Source organism: Massilia sp. NBRC 108631 (assembly GCF_059704565.1).
The window spans coordinates 19,488-32,177 of the sequence record NZ_BAAKJE010000225.1; the positions used below are offsets into that span (position 1 = coordinate 19,488).

Consider the following 12,690-nt stretch of genomic DNA (forward strand, 5'->3'; position numbering starts at 1 on the left):
GCCTGGCGCGCCTGGCGCGCGCAGTGCTTAACGCTGTGCTGCGACCACCACCACTTCCACCAGGCAGGCCGGATTGGCCAGCGTGGCTTCCACGGTCGCGCGCGGCGGCGTGTGGCCCTGGGCGACCCAGCTGTCCCACACTTCGTTCATGCCCGGGAACAGGGCCATGTCCTTGATGTAGATGGCGGTGCTCAGGATGCAGGTCTTGTCGCTGCCGGCTTCGGCCAGCAGGCGGTCGACGGCGGCCAGCACTTCCTGGGTCTGGCCCACGATGTCCTTGCTGGTGTCTTCGGCGATCTGGCCGGCCAGGTAGACGGTGCCGTTATGGATGGCGACTTCGGACAGGCGTTTGCCAACGTGCAGGCGGGTGATTTCCATACGATGTTCTTTCTAAAGGTTTATAGGTCAAGTAAAAACTTCTTGGCGATGGCGATCTGGTCGCCATGCAGGAAGGTGGGAGCGTGACCGACGTCCGGTATCTCCACCAGCGTGGCTTTTGGCCCGCGCTGTGTCATGCTCAATGCCGTCGCCGGCGACAGCAAATCGGATTGGGCGCCGCGCACCAGCAGGGTCGGGCAGCGGATCGCGTCATAGGCGGCCCACAGCATGGCCTCGTCGGCGCGCGCCGATTCGGGCGTGGCCGAGCGGAACGGCTGGGCCAGTCCCATATCATAGTGGCGCACCCACTGGCCGTCCTGATCCTGGCGCAAGACGTCGGCGGCCAGCTTGTGCCACTCGTCGTCGGTATGCGGGCCGAACGGCAGCGACACGTCGCGCACGAACTTGGCGCCCAGTTCAAAGCTCGGGAAGCGCAGGTCCTGGCCGATGTAGTCGCCGATGCGCCGCAGCGCGTCCGGGTCGAGCACCGGGCCGATATCGTTGAGCACCAGCTTGCTGACCGGGCTGTCCGGCAGCGAGGCCAGGCCCATGCCGATCAGGCCGCCCATCGAGGTGCCGAACCAGTCCACCGTCTGGCGCGGGCCGCGCGCGGTCACGCGCGCCACCAGGGTCACCATGTCGGACACATACTGCGGCAGGCGGTACAGTTCGGGGTTGCGCAGGCGGCCGGAACGGCCGCGGCCCACCACGTCCGGCGCCACCACGCGGTAGTGGCCGGCCAGCGCGCGCGCCATATTATCGAAATCGTCGGAAACGCGCGTCACGCCATGCACGCAGACCAGCACGTTGGGATTGTCCTCGTCGCCCCATTCCTTGTAGGCCATCTGGTGCAAGCCGCTGGGCGAAATGCACTGCACAGACTTTATTTTTGCCTCGATCATGCTGATTCCTTTTTTTCAACGTACGACATTTTACCCGGCGTTGGGCTTAAAATCTTGAAGAAGTGTAGCGCACGCATTTCCCATCCGACAACCCGCAGATTTCGATTCACTCTATAAAGGAACTCCATGGCCAGCACCCTCCTTCGCGGCAAGACCGCACTTGTCACCGGTTCCACGTCCGGCATCGGCCTGGGCATGGCGCGTTCGCTGGCGGCCGAAGGCGCCAACATCCTGTTCAACGGCTTCGGCGACGCCGCCGAAATCGCCCAGCTGCAAGCGGACACGGCGCGCGAATTCGGCGTGCAAACGGCCTACCACAACGCCGACATGTCGAAAGCGCCGGAAATCGAAGCGCTGTTCGCCTTCGCGGCCGACAAGTTCGGCGGCCTGGACGTGGTGGTCAACAACGCCGGCATCCAGCATGTGGCCAACGTGGAAGACTTCCCGGTCGAAAAATGGGACTCCATCATCGCCATCAACCTGACCTCCGCCTTCCACACGTCGCGCCTGGCGCTGCCTTACATGCGCAAGCAGAACTGGGGCCGCATCATCAACCTGGCCTCGGCGCACGGCTTGGTGGGTTCGGCCGGCAAATCGGCCTACGTGGCGGCCAAGCACGGCCTGGTGGGCCTGACCAAGGTGACCGCGCTGGAAACGGCGCAGACCGGCGTCACCGCCAACGCCATCTGTCCCGGCTTCGTGCTGACGCCGCTGGTGCAAAAGCAGGTCGATGCGCGCGCCCTGAAGGACGGCTTGAGCAACGACGAGGCCAAGAAAGCGCTGCTGGCCGACAAGCAGCCGTCCGGCGAGTTCGTCACGCCCGAGGAACTGGGCGCGCTGGCCGTGTTCCTGTGCAGCGACGCGGCCAAACAGGTGCGCGGCGTGGCCTGGAATATGGACGGCGGCTGGGTCGCGCAGTAAGCGCGCAATAAGGCAAGCGCTGCCGCCGGGCCATTGTGGATAGCCGCAATGTGGTTAACCGCAATAGTGATTGCCACAATAGTCCACACAGTTATTTTCCCTCATGATCGGCCTCATTCGATTTATCAATGGGGAGACGATCATGAAAAAACCATTCTACAAAGTCCTGTACGTGCAGGTCTTGTTCGCGATTCTATGCGGCGTGCTGCTGGGCATATACCTGCCCGGCGACGCCGTCGCCATGAAGCCGCTGGGCGACGGCTTCATCAAGCTGATCAAGATGATCATCGCCCCGGTAATCTTCTGCACCGTGGTGTCCGGCATTGCCGGCATGCAAGACGTCAAGAAAATCGGCCGCGTCGGCGGCAAGGCCCTGCTGTACTTCGAGGTGGTGTCCACCTTCGCGCTGGTGATCGGCCTGTTCGTGGCCAACATCCTGCGCCCGGGCGACGGCTTCAACGTCGATCCCGCCACGCTGGACACCAAGGCCATCGCCCAGTACACCGAAAAAGCCAAGCACCAGTCCACCACCGACTTCGTGATGAACATCATCCCGAACACCGTGGTCGACGCCTTCGCCAAGGGCGACATCCTGCAAGTGCTGCTGATTTCGGTGCTGTTCGGCTTCGCCCTGTCGCTGCTGGGCGAAAAAGGCCGGCCGCTGGCCAAGCTGATCGACGACCTGGCGCACGCCATCTTCGGCATCGTCAACATCGTCATGAAAGTGGCCCCGATCGGCGCGTTCGGCGCCATGGCCTTCACCATCGGCAAATACGGCATCGATTCGCTGCTGCCGCTGGCCAAGCTGATGGGTTCGTTCTACCTGACCTGCTTCCTGTTCATCTTCATCGTGCTCGGCTCGATCGCCAAGTTCACCGGTTTCTCGATCACCCGCTTCATCAACTACGTGAAAGAAGAACTGCTGATCGTGCTGGGCACCAGCTCGTCGGAAAGCGCGCTGCCTTCGCTGATGCGCAAGCTGGAAAAGCTGGGCTGCGCCAAACCGGTGGTCGGCCTGGTGGTTCCCACCGGCTACTCCTTCAACCTGGACGGCACCAACATCTACATGACCATGGCCGCCCTGTTCGTCGCGCAAGCCACCAACACCGACCTGACCCTGGGCCAGGAACTGACCATCCTGGCGGTGGCGATGCTGACCTCGAAGGGCGCCTCCGGCATCACCGGCGCCGGCTTCATCACCCTGGCCGCCACCCTGGCCGTGGTGCCGACCATCCCGGTGGCGGGCATGGCGCTGATCCTGGGCATCGACCGCTTCATGAGCGAAGCCCGCGCGCTGACCAACTTCATCGGCAACGGCGTGGCCGCCGTGGTGGTGTCGAAGTGGGAAAACGAGCTGGACATGGAAACCATGCAGCGCGAACTGGCCAACCCGTCGCCGATGGGCGAGGCGCACGCCGGGCCTGCAATTGCCCCGGCCGCAGCCAAGGCAGCGTAACCCCCGGCTAGTCCGCTTCAACGGCGGTGCGCTGCCTGCGCACCGCCGTCAGTCCAAACAGGCCCACGGCCACCAGCAGCACCGACGCCGGTTCCGGCACCCCCACCCTCACCTCATCGATCGCAGCGCCGCTGAAACCGCTCTGCCTGTTGGCGGTGGAAAAGGCGTAGTAGCGCACCTCGTCGAAGCCGGCCGCGTCGGCCAGCGCCAGCACCGCACCGCGCGGCTGGCTGATATTGCCCGCTCCCGTCTGCACGCTGTCGTTGAACGTCTTCCAGTAGCCGTTCAGGTTGAGGTAGCTGCTGCCTGCCGCGAACTCCACTTTGTAGAAGTCCAGCCCGCTCGCCAGGCGGATGCTGATGTAGGCGTTGTTGCCGGACGAGGCCATGTAATTGCCGCTGAACGCAGGGCTGAGGTCGCTTGGCGCGCCGTAGCAGTCCACGCCGGCGTAGCCGCAGCCGTTGTTGTTGGCCGAGCCGGTGTAGCTGAACAGCAGGCCGTCCTCCACGTAGCCGCTGGCCATGGCCGTGTTCAGCGCGAAATGGGCGGCATTGGTGACCGTCTTGACGGCCGTGCCGCTGCCCAGGGTGGCAATCACCGCAGCCCCCGCGCTGCCGGACAGCAGCATGGCGGCGGCCGCAGCCATCGCCGGCACCGATGCCAGCGCCCGTTGCAAAGTCGTCTTCATCATCGCTCCCGTCATTGCTTGATCATGTCCACGGCGTCCCAGGCATAGCCGGGACTGAGGTAGGTGACGCCGCTGGAGCCGCTGATGGCGGTCAGCGTCAGCACGTTCTGGCCCACTTGCAACTCCGAAGCCGGCACGCTGAAGGTGTACATGGTGTTGTTGCCGCGATACGTGCCCACCGTCAGCGTGCGGGTGGACGGCTGCGTGGACGGCGACGGGTTGGCGGGGATCCAGCCGTTCACTTGCGGCTTGGGCCGGCCGCCGGCGAACGCGGCGGTAATGCCCAGGCGCAGCTGGTAGTCGGCGATCTGGCTTTGCGTCAGGTTGAACTTGATGGTCAGCGTACCGTTCACGTTCTTCCACTGGTAGGCCGGGAAGCCGGTGGCCGCGTTCGACGTGCCGACCTGGTAGTCGCCCGGCGACCAGGACGCCATGCGCACGTCGGACGGATGCATGGTGGTGACCTTGTCGCCGTTGATGAACTCGGCAGGCGTGCCGTCCCAGTCGCCGATGCGCCACAGCGGCGCCGCCGCGCTCGGGTCGCCCGCGATGGCGATCGTATTCAGCGCCACCGTGCCGCCGGCCGTCACCGTCACGCTGCGGGTGTCGACCGCGTATTCGTTCTTGTAGACCTTCATGGTGTAGGTGCCAGGCAGCATGCCGGCGCTGTCGAAGTGGCCGGTGGCCGGGTCGGCCTTGGCCCAGTACTGCGCCGTGGCGTTGGCGAAGCCGACCGTGTACTCGTAGCCCGCGTCGCGCCCGGTGAGGCCCACGCCGGCCACCCGCCCGCGCCCCGCAGGGCCCACGTAGCCGGTCAGGCCCAGGCCGCTGAAGAAGGCGGTGTCGACAGCGCCGGGAGCGCTACCATCATTGAACACCAGCGTGTAGCTGTTGAGGATATTGGTGCGCAGCGTTTCGGTCTGGGCTTCGCCGTAGTTGACGATATAGGTCAGCTCCTGGTTGGTGGCGGTGGCCTGGTTCAGCAGGCTGCGGTAGAACGGCCCGCCCGAGTTGCCCTCGTTGTTGTCGCGCACCACCCACATGCCGGCGCTGGCGCTGGTGGCGCCGATGTACTGCCAGTCCTTCAGGCGCAGATTGGAATAGTGCTTGGAGCGGGTCTGGCCGTTCGGCAGGCCGAACACGTCGCCCGATTCCACCGTGGTGGTGGTGCCGCGCAGGTCGGACGGCACCGGGCCGTTGGGCAGCGCGGCGATCGGCACGCGCAGGATGAAGCGCGCCAGGCCCAGCGTGCTCGGCTCGCTGGTGAAATAGGTGCCCATGAAGATGTTGTTGACGCCCTTCTTGACGATGTAATAGTGGGTCAGGTTGCCGGCCACCACGGTCACCTTGATGTAGTCGGCGCCGATCGCCTCCGCGTTCACGCTGACGGCGGACACGCCGGTGTACAGGAAGTCGAAGCCGGAATTGACCTGGCTGCCGCGCGACTGGTCCTGGTACTGCACGCCGTTGTAGACCATGGACGCGATGTCGCCGGCCGACTGGGTGCTAACGCCGTTGTCCAGCCGGCGTATCTTGAACACCAGCCCGGCGCCGGTGTCGATGGTGTAAAAGTTGGCGTCCGCGCTCAGGCCGAAGCTGCTGGCCTCGGCCAGGGCCGCGCTGCCGGCCAGCCCCATGCGCAGGGCGGACCTGGCCGGGCTTGCGTCGCTGGCGGTGTCGCCGCCGCAACCGGCCGCCAGCATCAGCACGGCCAGGCCGGCCGCAGGGCTTTTCAGGATATGCATGGTGTCTCCAATTGTTAATTTTTAGTAGGAGAGCCCAGTATCATTTTGTCCTTGGGGAAAGGTCAACGGCGCACGCCGGACTGGGCCGAAAGAATCACCGTGTTGATCGGCCCGCCGTGTCGGGGCGCCGCGAACGCGGCGGATTCGCCACGTTTTGCAGCCGGCGCCAGGATGGTTTAGAGTAAGGCCATGAACCAGAACAAGACCAGCACATGACCATCACTGTCGCCCGCGCCACCCGCTCCGAGCTCCAGCCCACCCAGTCCCTGCTGTACGAATACTTCGACGCCATCGGCGTGGTGGTGCGCGACGCGCCCGAGGACATCGTCGCCTTCCTGACCGACCCGCACTGCGCGCTGTGGCTGGCCTACGCCGACGGCCACCCGGCCGGCTGCGTCGCGCTGCGCGCCCTGCCGCTGGACGGCGTGGCCGCAGCCACCGAATGCAAGCGCCTGTACGTGCGGCCGGCCTACCGGGGACGCGGCATCGCCGAGGCGCTGCTGGACGCCATGGAGGCGCACGCCGCCGCCAGCGGCGCCGCCTGGATCTACCTCGACAGCAAAGACGACCTGGCGCACGCGCTGCGGCACTACCAGCGCCGCGCCTACCAGCCCTGCGCGCGCTACAACGACAACCCCCAGGCCACCATTTTCATGCGCAAGGCGCTGGCGTCACTAGCAAATCCGTAGCCGAGTTCGATACGCGCAGGCATTGGCGCGCAAAAACCGAACAGCATATATTCACGCGACAGTTGGCATTCCGGCCGGCTGCGGACCTCGTTGTCTATTCAAGGAGTGTAACGATGAGAATGAAGCATATGCTGATGGCAGCGGCGCTGGCCGCGTGCCTGGGCGGCTGGAGCGGTGCGGCCAGCGCGGCCGCCTCCGCCACGTCGCTGATCGGCCCGCTGCGCGTGGAACTGCTGGACCTGACGCCGGACGACGGCGTGGCGCCCAGCTTCACCCTGCAACTGGTCAATGGCGCGCCCGAAGTCCTGTCGAGAAATATCTGGATGAGTTCCGAGGGCCAGTACCCCAACTATGGCGCGTCCGGCTACGGCACGCTGACGCGCAGCCTGACCGGGGTGGCCGCAGAAAGCACGCTCACGCCCGCCAGCCAGTACAGCGAAGTCAACGCCGGCGGCGTGCCGCTGACGCTGGGGGCCGGCGCCAACGTGCGCAGTTACTGGATCAGCGGCTTTACGCTCGGGCCCAACACGGAGGTGCGCTTCATGGCCGACCTGACGCTGGCGGCCGCCCATGGCGAAGGCGAGACGGCCGTCGCGGAAGCCAACCTGGTCATGAATGGCGTGCCGAACGCCGGCAGCGAAGACTACTACATCGATAGCGGCAGTTATTCCGGCGCGTTCTGGCGCACCACCTACAGCGGCGCTACCGCGCTGCAGGGCACGCTGAGCCTGTCGGCGGGAGCCGGCGCGTTCGCGCCCGCCTCGCCGGTGCCGGAACCGGGCGCCTGGGCCATGCTGCTGGCAGGCGTCGCCATGGTCGGCGCCGCCACGCGTGGCAGGCAGCGCCGCTAAGGCCGCTTAGACTGCCGACAAGTCCAGCCCGGCGCCGGTGGCGGCGGCGAGCTGCTCTTTCGTCACGTTGGGCGCCAGCTCGGTCACCTTCAGGCCGGCCGGCGTCACTTCCATCACCCCCAGGTCGGTGATGATCAGGTCCACCACCCCCACGCCGGTCAGCGGCAGGTCGCACTTCTTCAGCAGCTTGTGCGAGGTGCTGCCGTCCTTGGCGGTGGCCACATGCTCCATCAGCACCACCACTTTCTTCACGCCGGCCACCAGGTCCATGGCGCCGCCCATGCCCTTGACCATTTTGCCGGGGATCATCCAGTTGGCCAGGTCGCCCTGCTCGGACACCTGCATCGCGCCCAGGATGGCCAGGTTGATCTTGCCGCCACGGATCATGCCGAAAGAATCGGCCGAACTGAAGTAGGCCGAGCCCGGCAGCGCCGTCACGGTCTGCTTGCCGGCGTTGATCAGGTCGGCGTCGATCTCGTCTTCGGTCGGGAAGGGGCCGATGCCCAGCAAGCCGTTCTCCGACTGCAGGTACACCTCGATATCCTCCGGCACATAGTTCGCCACCAGGGTGGGCAAACCGATGCCCAGGTTTACATAAAAACCGTCTTGCAGTTCCTTGGCCGCGCGGGCGGCCATTTCATCACGAGTCCATGCCATGTCCGTCTCCTCAGTTGGCGCGCACGGTGCGCTGTTCGATGCGTTTTTCCGGCGTCGCGTTCACTACGATGCGATGCACGAAAATCCCCGGCGTATGCACTGCATCCGGATCGATTTCGCCCACTTCCACCAGCTGCTCGACTTCCACGATAGTAATCTTGCCTGCGGCCGCCACATTCGGATTGAAATTGCGCGCCGTCTTGCGGAACACCAGGTTGCCGGCCTTGTCGGCCTTCCATGCTTTCACCAGCGACACGTCGGCCACCAGCGAGCGCTCCATCACGTACTGCTCGCCATCGAACTCGCGGATTTCCTTGCCGTCGGCAACGATGGTGCCGACGCCGGTCTTGGTGAAGAAGGCCGGGATGCCGGCGCCGCCGGCGCGCAGCTTCTCGGCCAGCGTCCCCTGCGGCGTAAACTCCAGTTCCAGCTCGCCGGCCAGGTACTGGCGCGCGAATTCCTTGTTCTCGCCCACATAGGACGCGATCATCTTGCGGATCTGGCGGGTTTCCAGCAGCTGGCCCAGGCCGAAGCCGTCCACGCCGGCGTTGTTCGAGATCGCGGTCAGCTGCTTGACGCCGCTGTCCCGCAGTGCGCCGATCAGCGCCTCGGGGATGCCGCACAGGCCGAAGCCGCCGACGGCAATGGTTTGCCCATCCTGCACAATACCGGCCAGGGCGGCGGCGGCATCGGGATACACTTTATTCATACATCTCCCTTATGTTTTGATAAGCTTGCACTGTTGTTCACATGGGGTATCAGCATAGAATACGCCTAGTCAAACCACAATACCGTAGAACTACCGGCCCGCACCGATGAACGCACCGCTCGCTATCGACTATGAAAGCATTTTCCTGCACGCGCCGGTGGGCATGTGCATCTCGGAGGACCGCACCATCCAGTCCTGCAACGAGGCGCTGGCGGGCATGTTCGGCTACGCGCGCGAAGCGCTGGTGGGCAAGTCCTTCTGCCTGCTCTACCCTTCCCCGGACGAGTTCATCCGCACCGGCGACCGCATCATCCCCATCATGAACGCCAAGGGCCGCTATTCGGACGAGCGCATCATGCGCCGCGCAAATGGCGAGCTGTTCTGGTGCCACGTGACCGGCCACGCGCTGAAAGCGCGCGAACCGCTGGGGCCGGGCATCTGGACCTTCGAGGACGTCAGCGAAAAGCGGCCCGTGACAGCCGAACTGACCCCGCGCGAACGCGAGATCGCCGCGCTGCTGGTGGAAGGCAAGACCAGCAAAGTCATCGCGCGCCAGATCGACCTCAGCCCGCGCACGGTGGAAATGCACCGCGCCAAGCTGATGCGCAAGTTCGAAGCAGCCACCTCCTCCGAGCTGGTGCACAAGCTGGTGGGCGTGCAACTGTAAGGCCTTGCCCGGCCGCCGCAGCCGCGCAAGCCACACCCGCTCTAGCCCGCAGGCCGCAGTCGCGCAGCAGTTCGCGTGCCTGGCCGCGCGTGTCCCGGTGTTCCAGCACGGCCGGCTGGTGGTCGCCGTCCGGCATGGCGCTGCAGGGGTAGAGAAAACCGCGCTTGCCCACGCTGTGGCCCGCGCCGTTACATCGCCGTCATGCCATCGTCAGCGGAAATCACGGCGCCGTTGATGAAGTGCGAGTCCTCGCCGGCCAATAGCAGCAACAGGCCGTCCAGGTCTTCCGGCTTGCCGGGGCGGCGGCGCGGCAGCATGTCGATCAGCTTGCGCCCCTGTTCGCTGGCGAAATAGTCCTCGTTGATCTCGGTCGAGATGTAGCCGGGGCAGATGGCGTTGGTGTTGATGCCGTACTTGCCCCACTCCACCGCCATGGCCTTGGTCATCTGCACCACGCCGGCCTTGCTCATGCAGTACACGCCGATCTGCGGCAGCACCCGCAAGCCGGCCACCGAGGCGATGTTGATGATGCGGTGCTGCTTTTTCGGGTCGCCCTTGGCGCGCGCGATCATGCGCTTGGCGGTTTCCTGCGCCACGAAAAAGGCGCCGCGCAGGTTGGTGTCCATCACAAAGGCATAGTCTTCCGGCGTCACGTCCACCAGCCGTTGCGTGGTGGAGACACCGGAATTGTTGACCAGGATGTCGATCTGGCCGGCTTCGGTCTCGGCGTGCGCGATGGCCGACTTGATGCTGGCGTAGTCGGTCACGTCCAGCGCCACCACGTGGGCGGCGCCGCCGTCGGCTTCGATCTCGGCGCGCAGTTCCTTCAGGCGCTCGATGCGGCGCGAGGCGAGCACCACCTGCGCGCCGGCTTGCGCCAGGACCTTGGCGAAGCGTGCGCCAAGGCCGCTGGAGGCGCCCGTCACCAGCGCAATCTTGCCTTCAAAGTTCACTTCTATGCCCACGGCGCAGCTCCTGTATCGGTAATTAGCATGTACGTAATCATTACACAAAATGCCAGTATTAGATTGCGGCGTCTAAGATTGTCCCGCAAAATGGCGCCCATCTTGCTAAACTGACGAAAAAGAAGCACACTCGTGCTAATTTCTCGCCTCATTCTTATAAGAAGCTACAGACCATGACACAAGCAAACACTCTGCTGGAACAGTACGGCCCGCGCGACGCGATGGAATACGACGTCGTGATCGTCGGCGGCGGCCCTGCCGGCCTGTCGGCCGCCATCAAGATCAAGCAGCTGGCTGCGGAAAAAGGCCAGGAAGTGTCGGTCGTCGTGCTGGAAAAAGGCGGCGAACTGGGCGCCCATATCCTGTCCGGCGCCGTGATGGACCCGCAAGCGCTGACCGAACTGATCCCCAACTGGAAAGAACTGGGCGCACCGCTGAACACGGAAGTGACCGAAGACCGCTTCCTGTTCTTGACCGACAGCAAGGCTTACCAGGCGCCCAACATGCTGCTGCCGAACTGCTTCCAGAACCATGGCAACTATGTCATCTCGCTGGGCAACGTGGTGCGCTGGCTGGGCCAGCAGGCCGAGGCGCTGGGCGTGGAGATCTTCCCCGGCTTCGCGGCGGCCGAGGTGCTGTACAACGATGACGGCTCCGTGAAAGGCATCGCCACCGGCAATATGGGCGTCAAGCGCGACGGCGAAGCCGGTCCCGACTTCCAGCTGGGCATGGAACTGCACGGCAAGTACACGCTGTTCGCCGAAGGCGCGCGCGGCCACCTGGGCAAGCAGCTGATGGCCAGGTTCGACCTGAACAAGGGCAAGGACCCGCAGTCGTACGGCATCGGCATCAAGGAACTGTGGGAAATCGACCCGGCCAAGCACAAGCCCGGCCTGGTGATCCACACCGCTGGCTGGCCGCTGGACGCCAAGACCTACGGCGGCTCTTTCCTGTACCACCTGGAAAACAACCAGGTCATGGTGGGCTACGTGGTCGGCCTGAACTATGAAAACCCCTACTTGTCGCCGTACGAAGAGTTCCAGCGCTACAAGACCCATCCGGCCATCCGCACCTTCTTCGAAGGCGGCAAGCGCATTTCCTACGGCGCCCGCGCCATCACCGCCGGCGGCCTGCAATCGCTGCCCAAGCTGGTGTTCCCGGGCGGCGCGCTGATCGGCTGCGACGCCGGCTTCCTCAACATGAGCCGCATCAAAGGGTCGCACGCGGCCATCAAGACCGGCATGCAGGCCGCCCAGGCCGCCTTCGACGCGCTGGCCGCCGGCCGCCAGCACGACGAACTGGCAGCCTACCCCACCGCTTTCGAACAGTCCTGGCTGCACGAGGAACTGCACGTGGCGCGCAACGTCAAGCCGTGGCTGAGCAAAGGCTTGTACCTGGGCGCCATCATGACCGGCATCGACCAGCTGATCCTGCGCGGCAAAGCGCCATGGACGCTGCGCCACAGCCACGGCGACCACGAATGCCTGAAGCCGGCCGCCAATTTCCAGCCCATCGCCTATCCCAAGCCGGACGGCAAGCTGACCTTCGACCGCCTGTCCTCGGTGTTCATCTCCAACACCAACCATGCCGAAGACCAGCCTATCCACCTGACCTTGAAAAACGCCAGCGTGCCGGTGGACGTGAACCTGGCCAAGTACGCCGGCCCGGAGGCACGCTACTGTCCGGCCGGCGTGTATGAATTCGTCAAGACCGACGAAGGCCAGGACCGGCTGCAGATCAACGCCCAGAACTGCGTGCACTGCAAGACCTGCGATATCAAGGACCCGACCCAGAACATCGTCTGGATCACGCCGGAAGGCGGCGGCGGCCCGAATTATCCCAACATGTAAGCGCGCCAACTGGCATTAAAACAACAGCGCAGCGCCCGCCCGGCCTGCGCTGTTGTGCTTTTGGGAACATAATCGGCAGCCGCTGCCGAGGCGATTTTTAAGGAAAGAAATTATTTTCACGAAATTTCTCTAAAGCATTTAATGCCCACGTTCAAACGGTCGTCTTGTACTTGGGAGAGCGCAGAAAAGTACCGCTGCTCTGAATCGAACCC

Annotated in this window: 13 protein-coding genes; 6 read left to right on the plus strand and 7 right to left on the minus strand. The window is 64.6% G+C overall.

The window, feature by feature from the left end; genetic code table 11:
- Positions 1-27 precede the first annotated feature (27 nt).
- Positions 28-378, minus strand: coding sequence for a RidA family protein (locus tag AC6H42_RS24505; protein ID WP_057157002.1), 351 nt, complete (start codon positions 376-378; stop codon positions 28-30).
- A gap of 20 nt (positions 379-398) precedes the next feature.
- A complete protein-coding gene (locus tag AC6H42_RS24510; protein ID WP_057157001.1) occupies positions 399-1,280 on the minus strand; it encodes an alpha/beta fold hydrolase in 882 nt (293 codons plus the stop codon).
- 126 nt (positions 1,281-1,406) lie between these two features.
- On the opposite strand from AC6H42_RS24510, the gene AC6H42_RS24515 reads away from it, so the two are divergent.
- Both AC6H42_RS24515 and AC6H42_RS24520 read left to right on the plus strand, forming a co-directional pair.
- A complete protein-coding gene (locus tag AC6H42_RS24515; protein ID WP_497549165.1) occupies positions 1,407-2,201 on the plus strand; it encodes a 3-hydroxybutyrate dehydrogenase in 795 nt (264 codons plus the stop codon).
- A 142-nt stretch (positions 2,202-2,343) separates the two neighbouring features.
- Positions 2,344-3,657, plus strand: a complete 1,314-nt coding sequence (locus AC6H42_RS24520; RefSeq protein WP_497549166.1) for a dicarboxylate/amino acid:cation symporter — start codon at positions 2,344-2,346, stop codon at positions 3,655-3,657.
- Between the two features lie 7 nt (positions 3,658-3,664).
- Here the strand turns inward: AC6H42_RS24520 and AC6H42_RS24525 are convergent, their stop codons facing one another.
- Positions 3,665-4,348, minus strand: a complete 684-nt coding sequence (locus AC6H42_RS24525; RefSeq protein WP_162249929.1) for a PEP-CTERM sorting domain-containing protein — start codon at positions 4,346-4,348, stop codon at positions 3,665-3,667.
- An 8-nt stretch (positions 4,349-4,356) separates the two neighbouring features.
- Complete coding sequence (locus tag AC6H42_RS24530; RefSeq protein ID WP_082552015.1) at positions 4,357-6,090, minus strand: rhamnogalacturonan lyase B N-terminal domain-containing protein; 1,734 nt, start codon at positions 6,088-6,090, stop codon at positions 4,357-4,359.
- Positions 6,091-6,302: 212 nt separating this feature from the next.
- Here AC6H42_RS24530 and AC6H42_RS24535 point away from each other — a divergent pair, with 212 nt between their 5' ends.
- Both AC6H42_RS24535 and AC6H42_RS24540 read left to right on the plus strand, forming a co-directional pair.
- Positions 6,303-6,779: a GNAT family N-acetyltransferase gene (locus AC6H42_RS24535; RefSeq protein WP_057156997.1), complete on the plus strand. Its 477-nt coding sequence runs from the start codon at positions 6,303-6,305 to the stop codon at positions 6,777-6,779.
- Between the two features lie 113 nt (positions 6,780-6,892).
- Positions 6,893-7,630 (plus strand): PEP-CTERM sorting domain-containing protein, encoded by a 738-nt coding sequence (locus tag AC6H42_RS24540; protein ID WP_497549167.1) that lies wholly within the window; start codon positions 6,893-6,895, stop codon positions 7,628-7,630.
- Positions 7,631-7,636: 6 nt separating this feature from the next.
- On the opposite strand, the gene AC6H42_RS24545 is transcribed toward AC6H42_RS24540, so the two are convergent.
- Together AC6H42_RS24545 and AC6H42_RS24550 are read right to left on the minus strand one after the other, a co-directional pair.
- Positions 7,637-8,287 carry a CoA transferase subunit B gene (locus AC6H42_RS24545; RefSeq protein ID WP_497549168.1) on the minus strand — a complete coding sequence of 217 codons (651 nt, stop codon included), beginning with the start codon at positions 8,285-8,287 and terminating at the stop codon, positions 7,637-7,639.
- Positions 8,288-8,297: 10 nt separating this feature from the next.
- Entirely contained in the window at positions 8,298-8,996 is a 699-nt protein-coding gene (locus tag AC6H42_RS24550; protein WP_056391373.1) for a CoA transferase subunit A, read from the minus strand.
- A 106-nt stretch (positions 8,997-9,102) separates the two neighbouring features.
- On the opposite strand from AC6H42_RS24550, the gene AC6H42_RS24555 reads away from it, so the two are divergent.
- Positions 9,103-9,663: a LuxR C-terminal-related transcriptional regulator gene (locus AC6H42_RS24555; RefSeq protein WP_057156994.1), complete on the plus strand. Its 561-nt coding sequence runs from the start codon at positions 9,103-9,105 to the stop codon at positions 9,661-9,663.
- A gap of 188 nt (positions 9,664-9,851) precedes the next feature.
- Here AC6H42_RS24555 and AC6H42_RS24560 read toward each other — a convergent pair whose 3' ends face one another.
- On the minus strand, positions 9,852-10,628 hold the full coding sequence (locus tag AC6H42_RS24560; protein WP_057156993.1) for an SDR family oxidoreductase: 777 nt from the start codon (positions 10,626-10,628) through the stop codon (positions 9,852-9,854).
- A gap of 173 nt (positions 10,629-10,801) precedes the next feature.
- On the opposite strand from AC6H42_RS24560, the gene AC6H42_RS24565 reads away from it, so the two are divergent.
- Complete coding sequence (locus tag AC6H42_RS24565; protein WP_200954032.1) at positions 10,802-12,478, plus strand: electron transfer flavoprotein-ubiquinone oxidoreductase; 1,677 nt, start codon at positions 10,802-10,804, stop codon at positions 12,476-12,478.
- The last annotated feature ends 212 nt before the right edge of the window (positions 12,479-12,690 follow it).